The sequence below is a fragment of the Leucothrix arctica genome, from assembly GCF_003172895.1.
Taxonomy (GTDB): domain Bacteria; phylum Pseudomonadota; class Gammaproteobacteria; order Thiotrichales; family Thiotrichaceae; genus Leucothrix; species Leucothrix arctica.
On record NZ_QGKL01000019.1, the window covers coordinates 1 to 15,643 of the forward strand.

General features: G+C 43.5%; 19 protein-coding genes. 3 read left to right on the plus strand and 16 right to left on the minus strand.

Translation table 11 applies throughout. The features are described from left to right. Positions 1-189: 189 nt before the first annotated feature. The 5 genes from DKT75_RS05890 to cynS all read right to left on the minus strand — a co-directional run bounded on the left by DKT75_RS05890 (position 190) and on the right by cynS (position 3,366). Positions 190-501 carry a transposase gene (locus DKT75_RS05890; protein ID WP_109821425.1) on the minus strand — a complete coding sequence of 104 codons (312 nt, stop codon included), beginning with the start codon at positions 499-501 and terminating at the stop codon, positions 190-192. Positions 502-604: 103 nt separating this feature from the next. Next, on the minus strand, positions 605-970 hold the full coding sequence (locus DKT75_RS05895) for a hypothetical protein (RefSeq protein ID WP_109822500.1): 366 nt from the start codon (positions 968-970) through the stop codon (positions 605-607). Between the two features lie 137 nt (positions 971-1,107). After that, complete coding sequence (locus tag DKT75_RS05900) at positions 1,108-1,572, minus strand: GNAT family N-acetyltransferase (RefSeq protein WP_109822501.1); 465 nt, start codon at positions 1,570-1,572, stop codon at positions 1,108-1,110. Between the two features lie 82 nt (positions 1,573-1,654). Next, positions 1,655-2,638, minus strand: a complete 984-nt coding sequence (locus DKT75_RS05905) for a hypothetical protein (RefSeq protein ID WP_109822502.1) — start codon at positions 2,636-2,638, stop codon at positions 1,655-1,657. A gap of 284 nt (positions 2,639-2,922) precedes the next feature. Continuing rightward, complete coding sequence (gene cynS / locus DKT75_RS05910; RefSeq protein WP_484166826.1) at positions 2,923-3,366, minus strand: cyanase; 444 nt, start codon at positions 3,364-3,366, stop codon at positions 2,923-2,925. 304 nt (positions 3,367-3,670) lie between these two features. Between cynS and DKT75_RS05915 the strand changes: the two genes are divergently transcribed. The 3 genes from DKT75_RS05915 (at position 3,671) to DKT75_RS05925 (ending at position 5,830) form a co-directional block, all read left to right on the plus strand. Beyond that, complete coding sequence (locus DKT75_RS05915) at positions 3,671-4,054, plus strand: thiol-disulfide oxidoreductase DCC family protein (RefSeq protein WP_109822504.1); 384 nt, start codon at positions 3,671-3,673, stop codon at positions 4,052-4,054. Positions 4,055-4,220: 166 nt separating this feature from the next. Continuing rightward, positions 4,221-5,018 carry a fatty acid desaturase gene (locus DKT75_RS05920; protein ID WP_109822505.1) on the plus strand — a complete coding sequence of 266 codons (798 nt, stop codon included), beginning with the start codon at positions 4,221-4,223 and terminating at the stop codon, positions 5,016-5,018. Further along, complete coding sequence (locus tag DKT75_RS05925; protein ID WP_109822506.1) at positions 5,018-5,830, plus strand: hypothetical protein; 813 nt, start codon at positions 5,018-5,020, stop codon at positions 5,828-5,830. Before DKT75_RS05920 ends, DKT75_RS05925 begins: the two co-directional genes overlap by 1 nt. 109 nt (positions 5,831-5,939) lie before the next feature. Here DKT75_RS05925 and DKT75_RS05930 read toward each other — a convergent pair whose 3' ends face one another. The 11 genes from DKT75_RS05930 to DKT75_RS05980 all read right to left on the minus strand — a co-directional run bounded on the left by DKT75_RS05930 (position 5,940) and on the right by DKT75_RS05980 (position 15,638). Then, positions 5,940-6,443 carry a DUF7282 domain-containing protein gene (locus tag DKT75_RS05930; RefSeq protein WP_211665208.1) on the minus strand — a complete coding sequence of 168 codons (504 nt, stop codon included), beginning with the start codon at positions 6,441-6,443 and terminating at the stop codon, positions 5,940-5,942. Positions 6,444-6,522: 79 nt separating this feature from the next. After that, a complete protein-coding gene (locus DKT75_RS05935; protein WP_109822507.1) occupies positions 6,523-6,843 on the minus strand; it encodes a hypothetical protein in 321 nt (106 codons plus the stop codon). A 71-nt stretch (positions 6,844-6,914) separates the two neighbouring features. Next, on the minus strand, positions 6,915-7,976 hold the full coding sequence (locus tag DKT75_RS05940; protein ID WP_109822508.1) for an AraC family transcriptional regulator: 1,062 nt from the start codon (positions 7,974-7,976) through the stop codon (positions 6,915-6,917). 1 nt (position 7,977) lies between these two features. Next, on the minus strand, positions 7,978-8,748 hold the full coding sequence (locus DKT75_RS05945; RefSeq protein ID WP_109822509.1) for a DUF1311 domain-containing protein: 771 nt from the start codon (positions 8,746-8,748) through the stop codon (positions 7,978-7,980). Between the two features lie 162 nt (positions 8,749-8,910). After that, positions 8,911-9,567 carry a peroxiredoxin gene (locus DKT75_RS05950; protein ID WP_109822510.1) on the minus strand — a complete coding sequence of 219 codons (657 nt, stop codon included), beginning with the start codon at positions 9,565-9,567 and terminating at the stop codon, positions 8,911-8,913. A 327-nt stretch (positions 9,568-9,894) separates the two neighbouring features. Next, positions 9,895-11,379 carry a MocR-like pyridoxine biosynthesis transcription factor PdxR gene (gene pdxR / locus DKT75_RS05955; RefSeq protein ID WP_109822511.1) on the minus strand — a complete coding sequence of 495 codons (1,485 nt, stop codon included), beginning with the start codon at positions 11,377-11,379 and terminating at the stop codon, positions 9,895-9,897. A gap of 76 nt (positions 11,380-11,455) precedes the next feature. Further along, positions 11,456-12,739: an aminotransferase family protein gene (locus tag DKT75_RS05960; protein ID WP_109822512.1), complete on the minus strand. Its 1,284-nt coding sequence runs from the start codon at positions 12,737-12,739 to the stop codon at positions 11,456-11,458. Between the two features lie 25 nt (positions 12,740-12,764). Continuing rightward, positions 12,765-13,517, minus strand: a complete 753-nt coding sequence (locus DKT75_RS05965; RefSeq protein ID WP_146201326.1) for an amino acid ABC transporter ATP-binding protein — start codon at positions 13,515-13,517, stop codon at positions 12,765-12,767. An 11-nt stretch (positions 13,518-13,528) separates the two neighbouring features. After that, positions 13,529-14,191 (minus strand): amino acid ABC transporter permease, encoded by a 663-nt coding sequence (locus DKT75_RS05970; RefSeq protein ID WP_109822514.1) that lies wholly within the window; start codon positions 14,189-14,191, stop codon positions 13,529-13,531. Between the two features lie 22 nt (positions 14,192-14,213). After that, positions 14,214-15,050, minus strand: a complete 837-nt coding sequence (locus DKT75_RS05975) for a transporter substrate-binding domain-containing protein (protein ID WP_211665210.1) — start codon at positions 15,048-15,050, stop codon at positions 14,214-14,216. A 144-nt stretch (positions 15,051-15,194) separates the two neighbouring features. Beyond that, positions 15,195-15,638: a GlcG/HbpS family heme-binding protein gene (locus DKT75_RS05980; protein WP_109822515.1), complete on the minus strand. Its 444-nt coding sequence runs from the start codon at positions 15,636-15,638 to the stop codon at positions 15,195-15,197. Between the last annotated feature and the right edge of the window lie 5 nt (positions 15,639-15,643).

Genomic DNA, 15,643 nt, shown 5'->3' on the forward strand with positions numbered 1-15,643 from the left:
GTGTAACTAAGCTTCGCTGACCTGCTGACCCTCCACTTAGGCCAAACCAGCGCTTGAGCTCCGCGATCAGTTTAAGGCGTTGTGGTGAAACAGTTTTAGATGGTTTGCACCAGTAACGGTAACTACTTCGGTTGACCGCCAATACTCGACATAAACGGCTGACACTGTGGCTCTCTTGCTGCTGACGGATCAGCGCAAACCTTTGATTGAGTCCTGCATCAAGAGAGCTGAAGCCTTTTTTAGGATGTCGTTATCGCCTTCCAACCGTTTGATTTTACGTTCAAGCTCACGAATTTTAAGTTGATCAGAGGTCAGTGGTGCAGCGCTAGAAAGCTGACCGTTACGCGCTTGTTTAAGCTGTCTTGCCCATTTATCGACCGTCGATTTTCCTAATCCTAAACTCTCTGAGACGTCCTTAACATTGCGCCCTTTATCGACGACCTCTTGAGCAACTTCAAGGCGGAACTCGGGTGAGTAGGTTGGTCTGGTTCGTTTTGTCATATTTACACCTGCTTAGTTAAAGTGAGTTTATCACCTCTAATCAGGTGGCCAAATTTAGTGTGCCACTACAGTAGCGGTTTGTTATGCGCACTGAAGAACAAATTTAATTTTGCTCACCAGTACCAACAAATCCCACCATACGGGATACTAGGTCTCCGTCTTTTTCCACAAAATACTGACCGAGTTGAACTTGTTCTGAGCCATCAGGCCCCATTCCTCCGAATGCCACGGTGGCACGAGTGACACCCGCGACCGTATCAGTCTTAATAACTTTTGCTGACCAACCTGGGGCATTTGCGGTAAACATGCCTAAATAGTTATTTAATGCTGCGATACCATTTACAGTTTCGGATGTACGAGGATCATCGTACTGTATAGCTTCTGTCACAGAGCTATTTAATTGAGTAAGTCGTGCCTCAGTTTCCTGAATTTGCCAAGCGTCAAAAAAGATTGTGATGCAATCTGTCATATTCCTCTCCTAATTTTAGTTTGTGGGTAACACGGCAATATTACGCCTTAATAACTGGCGTGTAGGTTGGTATTATTTTTGCACCTTTTCTTTTGCAAAAATGATGACAACCGTAATATACCCAGTTGATTAACTTGTTAGTTAATTTTTTCCATGACAAAATTCGTCAGCTTTTCATCTTGAACTTCAAAATGTTTTTCCTCAACTACTTTGAAGCCAAGGTGCTCATAAAATGTACGAGCGGTAAGGCTCACTTCTGAATAAAAGCGTGAAATTCTTTCTAAACTTCCGATTGCAAAGATATGTTCCATCAATGCTCGCCCCACACCAATGCCTTGATATTCTGAATGGCAGAAAAAATGATCAATATAGCCATTATTTTGTAAGTCAGCGAAGCCAACAACTTTGCCATTCAATTCAGCTATGAAAGGATTCATATCACTTACGCGTTTCTGCCATAATTTCATATCGTAATTATCAGGAGCCCATGCTTTTGTTTGAGCAACGGTATAGTCTCGAATGTTAATATTCCGGATCGTATTGAATTTAATAGCCCACGTAATAGCAGCATCCCTAGTTTCATAATTTCTAATTTTAATCATAAATCCCCAGTGATTAGCTAACGCCCGCATTTGCGGCTGGTTTGGAGCGTAGCGGAAAACCAGTCCGGCAAAATGTCGCCTATTATATTTTTACCCACGCCTCATCTTCAACGTACTTATGAAGTTCTAACAGAATCTCCAAGTTCTCACCCCGTATATAAACTTCATGGTCTGGTGCGATATCTGGAGGCAGCTTCATTATTGATTGGATCACGGAGCTAAAATCCTCTAGCGCATGTAAGGTATTGAGGATAGCGTAAGAGATAACAGATCGAACAGAACCAAGCCCATTTGGCTTCAAATCTGCAGACTTCCAAATATGTAGATCCCTGAACGGCTCAACTTTAGTGGATATGGCAAACCCATCATTCATTATGTATAGAGACTGTATGCTATTGCCACCGTGCGAGATTTTGTCCCTATATGATCTAAGCCATGAGAAGAACATCCCATTTCGTCCGTAAAACTCGGCTAATGCCATTGGGATTTGAAACCTCTCGGCCAACTCTTCAGCAGTAGAAAGCTTGTTATCGAAGAATACCATCTTGGAAAACGTTGGTTTCAACTTCTTAGTTGTGAGACTAGTATCAATATACTTAAACCTAGACCATATCTTCATTATAACTTCTTGAAGAAGGTCAAATAGGCTCCTACAGACCTTAAAAATATACTCCATTTCTGTGGTTACAAACCTGCGTGCAACCTTTTTATTGTCACTGCGCCAAATTTCATGAAAGAGGTTTATTTTAGTAACGCTAGCAGATAAATTATTTATGTCTTCTAGAATTCCATTTTCAAAATGGACTAGATCTTTATAGTAAGCTCTCTTGATTATTAAGCTGATAAAGCCTATGTGGATATCTGTCGAACTAGCAGGCTCTTTAGAAAAGTAACACGCATCAGCCACGTCGACTACTTTCATGGGCAGCAAGCCTTTCTCAGTCGAAATCCATGCTTCCCAATTTGATTCACCCAAGTAGCATGGCTGCATTGGAATAACTCGATCATCAAAAGAGTCTACTTTTAAATATGACACTTTTTCTATGTCAGTCATTGATGCCTGCACACAATCTCCTAAAACATAACAGTTCATTAACAAGGTCTTAAACCCTTGTTTTTTTGGTAGTGCACTCTAGGAATACGCTATAAGTCATTAAACTATATCATTTTAAACGCCATAATTGACAATTAAGTGACCTATTATCAGGTTTCAAACCTCTATAATTATTCACTTTTTGTTATAATTTCAAACAACCTAAAACCTATTTCTCGGTAAAACAACTCTCTCAATTTAGCCCGCTAAATGTGGCCAAGTGGGAAGCCCCCACAAAGCCATCACCCCAGCTCATTTTACCACTGGTTATAAGCTAAAAACTTACCATTCATAGTAACAACGACACGATCACCCTTAGGGTTTTTCTCTTTATCTACACTCAACTCAAAGTCGATCGCACTCATGATGCCGTCGCCAAATTTTTCATGAATAAGCTCTTTAAGCGTGTCGCCATAAACACCCGTAATCTCATGAAAACGATAGATCAATGGATCTGTCGGTGCTTCTGTAGAAAAGTCTTTTCTAGGAATCGCCTGTAGTGCCACTGAAACATCTGGGCCTAAACCTAGAAATGCACATAATTTATCAGCAGCTGCCTCTGGCGCACTGTTCATACCAAGGCAGCAAGATGTAATAAATACCTCAGACATGCCAACAATGTTAGAAATCTCTCCCCACGTTGTGTTTTTTGCCGCCTTAGTTGCCATGATCACTTCAGTCATTTCTAGCTTATTCATCACTATTTCCTATAGGTTGGTTTTATCATTTAGACCACAAGCACCATAACCGTGCGTGCAGTTTTCACTGGATACATATTGGGATGAAGATCTTAGATAAATAGCGATCTAACAAGCTTCAACACCAGACCCTTTATCAGATGCAAGGGCTATGCCAATGAAACTGTTCCACTATTATCTTTCTGGAATACCACTAAATTATTGATACTAAATGCGTTATAAATAGAGTTATCCCATACTTATCGTTTAGGAAGTCTTTTAAGGCTTGCCGCTTCACACTGTTCCAAACACCTAAAGAGAAATTAAAATGGATATTGAAACAAATACAGCAGCGCCAAAAGCGACGGTCTACCATGACGGCGAGTGCCCTTTGTGCCAAAAAGAAGTGAAGCTGATGCAGAAAATTGACGTCTCTAAAGCGATTAGATGGGTTGATATCAACAAGGATAAACAGGCACTAGAAGATGCAGGGATCACCTTCCAACAAGCAATGGATCGGATACACGTTGCCGACGAGTCACAACAACTACATACGGGTGTCGCAGGCTTTATGACGGCATGGCAATACTTACCCTACTACCGACGAATAGTGCCCGTGATTAAACACACACCTTTATTACTGCCGTTAATGGAACGTGTTTATAACCTGTTTGCCAAGTACCGACTGCGTCTAACCCGAAGACACTCCTAAGCGGTGTTTAATGACTTATTTATTCCAATATTACCTTTCTGGAATAATGCTAAAACACTGATAGTCATTGATTTTTAATAAAACTATTACATAACTATAGTTCAGGAAGCCTCACCTTTCAGAGGTCATTTAAACTCCTTAAATCGTTAATTATTAAGGTGTACAAATGACCTCTCATACAAGCGCTAACCCTACAAAACCCAACGTCTCTTGGGCTGACCTACGTGCTTATAAGCACTGGGAAATCATTAAAGAATTATCACTACCGCTACCGTGGTTAGCCTTATCACTATGGGCGACGAGCAACGGCTGGTATCCGGTAACGATCATCGCGGCTTTCTATTTCTTTTTGACGGGGTTGCGTGTCACACACAACGCATTTCATTATTGCCTTGGTCTTTCTAAGCTCGTGACTGACTGCGTTATGTTTGTCTTGAGCGTGCTCATGTTGGGGTCACTACATGCCGTGCAATACACGCATTTGTTACACCACAGACACTGCCTAACAGCGCTAGACGTAGAAGGTGCAGTTGCAAAACAAGGCTTCTGGGAGACACTATATAAAGGCCCACTCTTCCCTATTCACACTCATAAGGCAGCGCTGGTAGGAAGTAAAGGCACACAAAAACGTTGGATCAAATTAGAGCTACTCGCCAACATACTTTGGCTGTGTACTATCTGGTTTTGGTGGGATAACGAGCTCCTTCAAGTTCACAGCGTATTGATGTTGGTGGCTTACTGCTTCTCAGCGTTCTTTGCAGTTTGGACGGTGCATCACGACTGTGACCATGAAAGCTGGGACAACTCGCGTACGTTACGCTCTCAGTGGAAGTGCTTGGTGTTTTACAATATGTTTTACCACATTGAGCATCACCTCTACCCACAAGTACCAACGTGCCACTTACCCGAACTGGCTAAACGCCTAGACGCAGCAGGTTATACAACGCACAAGCGAGTCATCTAATGAATGCGATCAAGCAATTATTGATTCAACCATTTATGACTTGGAGTCTGTCGTCGCTTCTTGTTTGTTGGATAGTCGGGATTGGCTTTCTACTCGATCAGCAGCAACACCTTAACTTATCATCGCTGTGTTACGCCTATTCACTGGCCAGTGTCTGTGGTGTATTGGCCGTGGTAATTTATAACCTGTTACGCACCGAGTGCTGGTTTAGGATAACGATGATCCTTGTGATTGCAGCGGTAGCTTGGCGAGTGAGTTTTTTTCCTATTATTGTCTTAGCAGGCTACATGACTACCTTGACTGAAAACGTGTTTTTCATGTTTTCAATAAAATCGCTGATCTACCCTGCACTACTGTTAAATGTGATGCTGCTTCATGCATTGGTTATGGTTGTTGCCATAGCCGTCGTACAAGGCTCGAGGAGTCGCCTCAAACGCTACTTACTCATACTAGTGGCACTGCCTTTCGGCTTACTCGCTGGTATCGTGTCTTTTGTAAATGATAATGACTGGGAAGTGTTGCCATTTAGCCTTGCTGGTGAGCAGTCGGTGACTGCTGAAGTCAGTTTGCCACATAGTAACCCTTATGCGCCCTTACTAGCGCAGGACGGATACAACTGGCGACAGATAACATTACTTTACGCAGCGTCAGCGACGTATAGTTTGATACCAAGCGACGGGCGTTGGACGCAGTCTGTTAAGGGTACTTTAGAGCAAGATTTACGAGGTGTTGAGGCGTTTGAAAGTCGGTATTTTACTTTGAGTCATTTCAATGCGTTTTGGTTGGCTGGCAGTGTTAACTGCTATGCCTAATACTATGCCCAAGTTAGAAGACCCATCGCATTTTTAGTTTGGCTCTCATACGCAAAGCGAGAGAGCCAAACATTAGCTTAGTGTGTTACGAGTAACTTAAGCTAACTGCTTATTTAGCAGTAATCACTTTCATTACCAGTTTACCGTTTGGCTTAATCGGGCCATCTTCTTTAGCACCTAGCGTGTATTCAAAGCGACCTGTTTTCATGCCACCTTTCTCTGCATGAACCATCAGCATTAGCATTTCACCAGGCTTCACAGTTTCAGTAAGAATAGCCACAACATCATTGTTTTTACCCATACGTAGCGGCGCGTAAGCAACCACAGGGCCCGGCTTCATCGTGCTATCTGTACGGTGTACGACTAACCAGCCGTTCTCACCTGCGACGATTTGCTTTGCGCTCACAATACCATTCGCCACTGACTGATCTTCTGCCATTACAGATGGCGTCATGTCATGCATTGCATGGTCAGTGCCTTCCTTCATAACAAGCTCAGCAGCCATTTCCATTTTATGAGCATCAGACTCACCCATTGAATGACTACCTGCTAGTGCAGATCCGCTGATAGTGATAAGTGCTGCTACGCTAAGTGTTGAGATTAAAGTTTTCATGGTGCCTCCGCGGCTTAATAAATTGGCTTACAACTTAAGGCACGAAGCGTCGGAGGAAATAGTTTCAAAAAGAATTCATTTATTTTGAATAACTTTGTTTTTTACTGATTTTGTAGCCGCCAAAAAACCAAGCCAACGCTGCACCCAACAAAATCACGGGGATGAGAACGAATACTTTCAGCTTTGAATTAATATCACTTAAACCTAGATAGCCCACAACTCCCTCAACATAGGGGAAGAAGGAAAAAGTTGCGATTAGGGTAAAAAGTAATATTACATAGACCAAAGCATTGGCTTTCAAAGCAGTATTGCAGTTTGAACAGTTAGTTTTGAAGGCACTAAGACCTTGAGCCCAAGTGATAAAGTTAATCGCCTTTATTCTACAGCTTGGGCATTTCATAATTTGAGACTCTGCTTGTGTGGGTGTTGGCTAGTTAAAAGTTAGATATAAATCTCTGTTAACATTATCCGCTAATGACTCGCCAAGCTCTCCGAATAAGCATCACTCTGCCTATACTCCCCAGGCGTCATCCCCGTCCAACGTTTGAACGATCTAAAGAACGCCGATGGCTCATCAAAGCCCATCAATCCAGCCACATCAGTAATCGATAGCTGTGGTGAGTTCATATAATCAATAGCCGATTGACGACGACAGTCATCCTTAATCTTTTGGTAGGTGGTGTCTTCTTCAAGCAAACGACGTCGCAGTGTCGACACCGACATATTCAGCGTCTTAGCGACTTGCTCAGCACTCGGTGGCGCTAAACTAAAGTCACGCCCGATCAGTGCAACGACCTGCTCTCGCAAGCTGCTGTCTTCACTCCCGACCATTACCAACAACTGGTAAGGCGCAGCTTTCAAAAAGGCGTGTAGTGTCTTTTCGTTTTGTACAATCGGGTAGTCCAAATAGCGTGATGGAAATACAATGACATTGCCATGCTGCTTAAACTTAACATCTGAGCGGAAACGTGATCGGGTATTTGACAGTGACTCTTTCTCAGAAAACTTGAAATAAGCCGCTTTCAGTATCACTCGTTCGCCAATCAACCAACTTATAAAATGATGCCACATGGACAAAGACGTGGTGATTTCTGCCGGTGACTGGCTGTTAAAAAACGCCTCAGACTTTTCAGGGTCACTGCTATTTAATGTAGAAAACGACACCTTGGCATAACGACCACGACGTACCATGTCCGGCTTAATACGTGCGCCACGACAGATCTCATGAAAGTCGCTGGCACGGGTAATCGCTTCACCCAAAGTACGACTGTGAATAATCGCTAAACACATCATGCGGAACGTACCGTTAGGTACTTTGCCCACGCTAATCATGCCGAAGTATTCGTCTTGTGCGATGTACATCACACGCAAATACAACGCACTGAATAACTCAGCAGATATGCTTTTAGACTGACGCACATCTTCAGGGTCGATGCCGACATAGGCCATCAATTCACTGGTGCTATAACCCTGCTCTCGAACTTGCGCCAACAGGTGCTTAACGTAACTTGCGGGTATTGTTGCTTGTGCCATATTACGGACGTCGCACTGGTCGAATGATTTTTGCATCGCTAACAATAACCAACATGTTGTTCTCCGCACAGTCCACATTCTCAACCGCACAGGTCGCACCTGATACACTACCAAGCTTATAAGTCAGTGCTACTTTCTTATCTAATAACTGACTTTCACGCTGACAAAAAGCACTCGACGATACTTCCGTAAAAGACTTACGTTTCTCATCTTTCAGGTCTAAGAAACACGCATTTTCACCCAGTGAAAAACCAATAATCGTTGCAATTTTAAGACCATTATCAGTGACAGCAGCTCCACCACCCGATTGCTTAGCTTTTGCGATAGCGCTGGCGTCCGGCAAGGTATCTAAGTAACTATATAGCTGCATCACTCGCGCATTCATCATCAAGCTTCGAAGCTCAACAATACGCAGATGTTCTTTACTCTGTGGCTCAACAGGCCCATAAGCGCGATCCATCCACTCATATTCGTTTTGGCGCTGCTTCTGCCATAGGTGCTGTGACTCAGTCATTTTGGCGCGCTGCGACGGTTTCATTTTCGTCATTACAAGATTAAATGCACGCTCCATCTCGCTATTTAACGCACGTTCAAGTGAGTTATAAGCAAATATCTGTGCAGGTGCACTGTCAGCACGGTCAGTAATCACTTCGCGTATTGGACTCATCCGCTCAAAGAAACCTTCCATTTCACTGTCGGCAGCACTTGCTACTTGAGCGTTAAAACTCAGTAGAGCGAGTGGCAAGATTGTTAACATTAACAGGCGACGCATAATGAATTCTCTTTAGTTATTTAGATTGGGGGATCTAGTTGTTTCCAGTATAGACGAAAAATACGTGAAAAAATTCCATAAAAAAAGGCGTCACCGCTAAAAACAGTGACACCTTTTTGAAACAACGCTCAAACAGCGTTGAATCCCTTATCTAATAACAGCTTATGAAGGCTGCTTTACATAACGTAGGTAAGGCTTAAGAGTCTTGAAGCCTGCTGGGTACTTTTCTTTAGCAGCATCGTCAGACACTGTTGGTGGAATGATTACATCGTCACCGTTAACCCAGTTTACTGGTGTTGCAACGCCGTGCTTCTCGCCAACCTGAATCGCTGTCAGTACGCGAAGGATCTCGTCGAAGTTACGACCAGCACTCATTGGGTAAGTCATCATTAGCTTGATTTTCTTGTCTGGGCCGATGATGAATACAGTACGTACTGTTGCGTTAGTTGCTGCTGTACGTGCGTCGCCTGACTCTTCGTCAGTCTCTAGCATGCTGTAAAGCTTAGCAACGTTTAGGTCTGTATCAGCGATCATTGGGAAGCCAACAGCAGAGCCTTGAGTCTCTTCGATGTCTTTAGCCCAAGCGTCGTGGTTGTCTACAGCGTCAATACTCAAACCGATAAGCTTTGTGTTTAGTGCAGCAAACTGAGGTGCTAGCTTTGCAGCGTAACCTAGCTCAGTTGTACATACTGGCGTGAAGTCTTTTGGGTGTGAGAAGATGATTGCGTAGCTCTCACCAATCCACTCGTGAAAGTTGATAGTGCCTTGAGTTGTTACAGCGTCAAAGTTTGGAGCTACATCATTAATACGTAAAGACATGTGATTTCTTCCTATAGAGCAGTTATTTCGTGGAAGCCATTCTACCGATAATTCGCATGCTGAAAAGCACTAGAATTATGATCATTCAGCAATTTAATATCTTATAAACTGATACTAAATATCGAAAACATGATTAAATTGGCTATACCATATTTAACGGCTGACCAACAGGTGTGGAAGTATCCAATGCGATGATTACAGATGAGCTAAAAGATGAAAATACCTTAGGTTTATCCCGATTAGTTGATTGTGAAAGAAGCGGCACATAGAAAGCTTGAACTGCTCTCATTAAAAGACTTTAAACATCAATTGAATGGGCCCTTATCATTAGATTTGGGCTTTTTTTGGCTTAAGCACATCACGAATAATCAACAAGCCATCACGCAACTGCTCCTCACTCAACAAAACGAAGCCCAACTTTATAAACCGTCCCCCTTGCTTATTATCCGCAAAAAACACCAGCCCCGGCTCAATCACAACACTGTACTCTCGCAGCGATTTTGCCAGCGTCTTCGTATCTATCGGTTCAGGCAGCTCAACCCACAAATTCAACCCACCGGTTGATTTTGTCACTGTCCACTCGGGTAGCAATTCTGCAATCAATCGCTGACAGGCTTGCCAACGTTGTTTTGCCACTTTCCGCATCGTGCGTATTTGCTGGTCATAGCCACCATTTTTAATGAAATGTGCCAGTGTACGCTGCTCATGACCTGATAAATTTCTCAGCTGATAACGACGAATATCTCTTAGTGCAGAGATAGCTTCCTCATGCGCTACAATAAAGGCGATACGGCAAACAGCCCCAAGGTATTTTGAAAAGCCACTAATATAAATAACATTATCCAAACCCTGTGATGCAACAGGCGGTGAAGAACGTCCAACAAACCTCATCTCTGCATCATAATCATCTTCAATAATACACGCACCTAAACGCTTAGCTAGTTGAAGTAAGCGCCCTTTTCTAGGTGTCGACATGCTGATATTGCTAGGCAGTTGGTGGCTAGGCGTCGTATAGATAAGTTCGGTATTGTCAGGAATATCTTCTAATTTAATTCCGCCTTTATCCAAACCGATTGGCGCAATCGCAGCACCCGCACGAAGAAAAGTATGGCGTGCATCAGGATAACCAGGGTCTTCCACCGCAACCGGCGTTCCCTCTTTAACTAACAACTCAGAGATGAGATACAAAGCGTGCTGAGTACCCGCAGTGAGAATGATATTCTCAGGTAACGCTACAATCCCCCTTGGCGCCAAAACCTCAGTGATAATTTTTTCTACCAAGAACGGATCATCAGCACCAAAGTTGTCATACAAACTAAATGAGCGGCTCTCAGCCTGTAAAGCTTCACGAGACGCTTTAATCCAAGCAGAGCTAGGAAAACTATCTTTTGGGATTGAGGCGGTTATAAAGGGATAAAGTAATTCTGAATCATTGGTCGAGCGCTTCACTTGCGCTGGGTTACCCGGTGTCGCTGTGTTTTTCGCACGACGCATCCAATCTTGTGATTTTCCTCGAGATGCCGGTGGCTCCGTGACCGTTTGTTGCACCGCTATCTCAGGGTTTACATAGCGACCTGAGCGAGGCTTTGTATAGACAATGCCTTGCGCTTCCAGCTCATCATAAGCCATCAGTACCGTATTTAAACTAACGCTTAATTGATCCGCGAGGTTACGTGTCGAAGGCAGCTTTGACTCTTGAAAGTATCCAGCGCTAATCGCTTTATCCAGCCCTTGCTTAATCTGCATAAACAAAGGCGTGCTAGAAGCTCTATCGGTTTGAATATAGTTTGCTACAACTTCAACACTCGGCATTAATATCTTCCCGATTCAGGTACTCATAGAAATCACTTTATACAGAAATTGAAGCGTACTTTCAGCACAGGAGTGACTAGATTAGCAATTCATGTGAAATCTGCTCAACCGCTTCCACGATCGCTAAAAGCATCCCGTCACACTCTTCAACACTAATATTCAAGGGAGGATTGATACGTATAACACCATCCGCAGCAGCCACAATACAGCCATTCTCCTGACATTGTTGCGCAACCTTCTCAGCAATATGAGGTGCGGTGTGACCATTGTACTCACAAAACTCTAACGCCCACATATGCCCAAAACCGCGTACTTCAAATATCGTTGGTTGATGAATAAGTTGCTCAAACTTAGCATGAATTAATTGAGAATTAACCGTGACCTGTTGACATAAACCATCACGCTCAACAATTTCGATCGCTTTCAACGCAATACTGCAACCAACAGGGTGCCCAGCCATGGTAATAACCATTTTAAGTGGCACTTTATGTGCCCTCAAATCATCATATATCGCTTTATCAACCGACACCGCAGCCAAAGGGAAACAACCAGCAGTTATACCCTTGCCCATTGTCACAATATCAGGTCGAATACCCTCCTGTTGAAAAGCAAACCACGTACCTGAGCGTCCAAAGCCAGTGATGACTTCATCAACCACCAACGTTATTTCATGCTTATCACACAAGGTGCGCAGTAGCTTAAGATAACCCTTAGGTGGCACGATCACACCACCCGCAAAACCGATTGGCTCAACGAATAAACACGCAATTTTATCAGCACCTATCGTGCTAATACTCTGTTCAAGCTGCTGCTCGATTTCATCTAGTGTATACGTCGCGCCAGTGTCCGCATTACGCGCACTTGAGACATGGATGAACTCAGGACTATCAGGCCTACCTTCGACGCGAAAGGCCTCAAAGCCTGTCACAAATTGCGCTTGCCCTAAATTACCGTGGTAACTACGATCCAAAGATAAACACACCGTCTTTTCAGGCTTACCCAATGCGCGCCAGCGTCGTCTAGCGATACTCAGTGCGGTTTCATTGGCAGACGAACCACTCAGTGAATACTTTGTCATGAAGTCCCCACCTAACAACTCATCTAACTTAGCTGACAAGGCAATGCTGGCTGGACTCAAATGCTCTGGCGAGCAATAAGACAATGTTTCCATTGCCTCCGTCATGCTTTTCACTAATTCAGGGTGTGCATGTCCTAAGTTTAAGCAGCTATGTCCCGACACTGCTTCATAGGCAGGCTTGCTCCCCTGAATATTGACCCAGCCACCCTTACCAGAAGTAATAATGGTTTCTGGCATTTCATTACCTTCAAAGTCCTCTATCCACTGTGACAATGCGCTCATGGTTAATCCTTACAACGTAATATTATTATGACTCTGCATGAAAATGAGAGAGAAACGCTTTAGTACGATCATCCTGTGGATTATCTATCACCTGCTTTGCCGGTCCATCTTCAACCACAACTCCATCTCTCATAAAGACCACTCGGTTAGCAACTTCTCTAGCAAAGGCCATCTCATGAGTCACAACAATCATGGTCATTCCTTCATTCGCTAGCTCTTTCATGACCGACAGTACTTCACCTACTAGTTCTGGATCGAGCGCGGATGTTGCTTCATCAAACAGCATCACATCTGGCTCCATCGCAATCGCACGGGCAATGGCAACACGCTGCTTTTGGCCACCTGATAAAGATGAAGGATACATATCAGCCTTATCACTCAGACCTACTTTCTCAAGCTGAGCTATTGCAAGCTCCCTTGCTTTGATCTTATCCATCTTAAGGGCAGTTTTCGGGCCTTCCATGACATTGTCGAGTACCGTCATGTGTGGGAAGAGATTAAAGTGTTGAAATACCATCCCTGTTTTCTGACGAAACACTGCCAAGTCTTTTGGTTTCAGTTTTGCGCTAGACTCACCAAACACCATTCGGTTTTTACCAATTTCTAAACGGCCATTGTCTGGCGGCACTAGCAAATTCAAACAACGTAGCAGCGTAGACTTACCTGAACCTGACGGCCCAATCAAAGCAACCACTTCGCCCTTTTCGATACGAAGCGTGATATTACGTAGCACCACTAAGTCATCAAATCGTTTTTCGATAGCGTCAATTCTAATCATAACTGGCATCCTTAGTGTTTTACGCCGTGCTTCGACTCTAGATGTCGAACCAGCATGGTTAAAGGAAACAGAATCGCGAAATAAAGCAATGCAACTGTCGTGTACACCTCTAATGGTCTGAAGTTTTCATGGGCAATAAGCTTGCCTTGATACAACAGATCAGGAATCGCTAATACCGATACTAACGAGGTATTTTTAAGATTAATGATCGACTGATTCATCAGTGGTGGAATCATTTTTCTTAAGGCTTGAGGCAATATAACGCGGTGTAAAATTTGTCCTGGCATTAAGCCAATCGCCTCACCCGCTTCGCGTTGACCAGGGTCAATACCTTGGATGCCCGCACGTATTATTTCTGAGTAAAAAGAAGCACCATACAAACTGATCGATAAGAACGCTGCCATCATCGCTGAAATTTCAACGCCAATTAAGATGGGCAACGCGTAGTAAAACCAAATCAACGCAACCAGCAGTGGTGTGCAGCGAAATAGCTCAATCATTGATATTGAAATAGCTCGAAATGCAAAATGGCGTGAAAGGCTACCGATTGCATTAATTGTCCCTAGTATCATGCCAGCAATGACAACTGCCACTGCTAGCATAACCGTTAGACCTAAGCCGTTGAGTAGGAGATCTCGATACTCCCAAACAGATGAAAAATCCCATTCATACATAGTCTTTAGGTCCTATAGTATTTTAAAATTTTACGTTAGAAGGAAAGTCTTCTGCTGTAACACCGACTAAAGACATATTTCGTTTAACTGTCTCATCTACGAAACCGCTTTCGCTATTTTTCGCAAGCCAATCGTTAACGTAGTCGTCAAGACTAGTCTCATCACGTTTTTGGAAGCCTGCATGAGAGGTTGTGTACTGAACCGGTGATGGTGCAACCACTGTTCCTAAACGGGAATTTTTCTTTACCGCAGGAAGACTCAACATCAATACAAAGCACTGTGCATCGGCTCGACCAGACTGTAATGCTATAGACGCTTCACTCACATTGTCAAAACGCAAAATGGTCGCCTTTGGCAGCATTTTTGTCACTGTTGCGTCATGTGCAGAACCAGCATCAACAGCGATCTTAACTTCTGGTTTATTGTAGTCTTCCCATGTTTCAAACACAGAGTCTTTGTTAGCAACTAAGGTGAATGCATTGTTAAACACAGGGCTAGAGAAATTAATGACTTTTGCGCGTGCTGGCGTTGGGTTTAGACCAAACATCAGATCAATTTTATCCGCCTGTAGGTCAAGTACTGAGTTACCCCAAGTCGTCGTGACAATTTCTAACTCAACACCAAGGTCTTTAGCAAGCGCAGTACCAATGTCGATGAACATACCTTTCCACTCGCCTGAGCGTAAGTCCTTCTGAAACGTTGGTGCAGCATCCGTCACACCGCCAATTCTCAGTTTTCCTGACTTTTTAACAGCCTCTAAGGTACTCATAGTTGTCTCTGCAAATGCACTGCTTGTGGTAAGTAGTGTTGCTGCAATCATGCTTGCCAATCCGGCTTTTAATATGTCACGTCTATTCATTTTGCTCTCCAGTAGTTAGTAGTGTTTAGGGCACTTATCAGGTGCCCTTCGGGTCTTACTTTTGCTGAATCTAAGCTTACTATAATGCAGATGTAACACTGCAAAAAGGTACAGAAACAAGTTTTTTGATGGTTACAGATTTATTTAGACAGAATCGTTAGCGCTGTTTGTTTCAGCTAAAAAATACTCTATTCCAGCACTAGCGCAACTCATGTCCTGCTGAGGCGTTCCAGAGCTTAGACCGATACCGCCAACAACCTCACCATCAACGTAAATGGGTAGTCCACCCCCCACGATACAAAGCCTTCCAGCCAGTGCCGTATGAATACCAAAGACAAGGCTTCCAGGTACACAAGCTTCGTTGTATTCATGAGTCGCTTTACGTGCTGCTGAAGCTGTAAATGCTTTATCCTGAGCAATGGTAATGCTGGTTACTTTGCCGCCATCCATGCGTTCAAAAGCAACCAAAGAGCCCGACTCATCAGTAATAGCAATACACATTGGAATACCTATTTTTGTGGCTTTTTCACGGGCACCTTGAATGAGTAGTTGTGCATCGGCTTGGTCTAAACGGTTAACAGATAACATGTCTT

Bases quoted from the DNA above. Each gene is read 5' to 3' on its own strand.
- DKT75_RS05890 (WP_109821425.1), bottom strand. From the start codon at position 501: ATGACAAAACGAACCAGACCAACCTACTCACCCGAGTTCCGCCTTGAA.
- DKT75_RS05895 (WP_109822500.1), bottom strand. From the start codon at position 970: ATGACAGATTGCATCACAATCTTTTTTGACGCTTGGCAAATTCAGGAA.
- DKT75_RS05900 (WP_109822501.1), bottom strand. From the start codon at position 1,572: ATGATTAAAATTAGAAATTATGAAACTAGGGATGCTGCTATTACGTGG.
- DKT75_RS05915 (WP_109822504.1), top strand. From the start codon at position 3,671: ATGGATATTGAAACAAATACAGCAGCGCCAAAAGCGACGGTCTACCAT.
- DKT75_RS05920 (WP_109822505.1), top strand. From the start codon at position 4,221: ATGACCTCTCATACAAGCGCTAACCCTACAAAACCCAACGTCTCTTGG.
- DKT75_RS05925 (WP_109822506.1), top strand. From the start codon at position 5,018: ATGAATGCGATCAAGCAATTATTGATTCAACCATTTATGACTTGGAGT.
- DKT75_RS05930 (WP_211665208.1), bottom strand. From the start codon at position 6,443: ATGAAAACTTTAATCTCAACACTTAGCGTAGCAGCACTTATCACTATC.
- DKT75_RS05935 (WP_109822507.1), bottom strand. From the start codon at position 6,843: ATGAAATGCCCAAGCTGTAGAATAAAGGCGATTAACTTTATCACTTGG.
- DKT75_RS05940 (WP_109822508.1), bottom strand. From the start codon at position 7,976: ATGGCACAAGCAACAATACCCGCAAGTTACGTTAAGCACCTGTTGGCG.
- DKT75_RS05945 (WP_109822509.1), bottom strand. From the start codon at position 8,748: ATGCGTCGCCTGTTAATGTTAACAATCTTGCCACTCGCTCTACTGAGT.
- DKT75_RS05950 (WP_109822510.1), bottom strand. From the start codon at position 9,567: ATGTCTTTACGTATTAATGATGTAGCTCCAAACTTTGACGCTGTAACA.
- pdxR (WP_109822511.1), bottom strand. From the start codon at position 11,379: ATGCCGAGTGTTGAAGTTGTAGCAAACTATATTCAAACCGATAGAGCT.
- DKT75_RS05960 (WP_109822512.1), bottom strand. From the start codon at position 12,739: ATGAGCGCATTGTCACAGTGGATAGAGGACTTTGAAGGTAATGAAATG.
- DKT75_RS05965 (WP_146201326.1), bottom strand. From the start codon at position 13,517: ATGATTAGAATTGACGCTATCGAAAAACGATTTGATGACTTAGTGGTG.
- DKT75_RS05970 (WP_109822514.1), bottom strand. From the start codon at position 14,191: ATGTATGAATGGGATTTTTCATCTGTTTGGGAGTATCGAGATCTCCTA.
- DKT75_RS05975 (WP_211665210.1), bottom strand. From the start codon at position 15,050: ATGAATAGACGTGACATATTAAAAGCCGGATTGGCAAGCATGATTGCA.
- DKT75_RS05980 (WP_109822515.1), bottom strand. From the start codon at position 15,638: ATGTTATCTGTTAACCGTTTAGACCAAGCCGATGCACAACTACTCATT.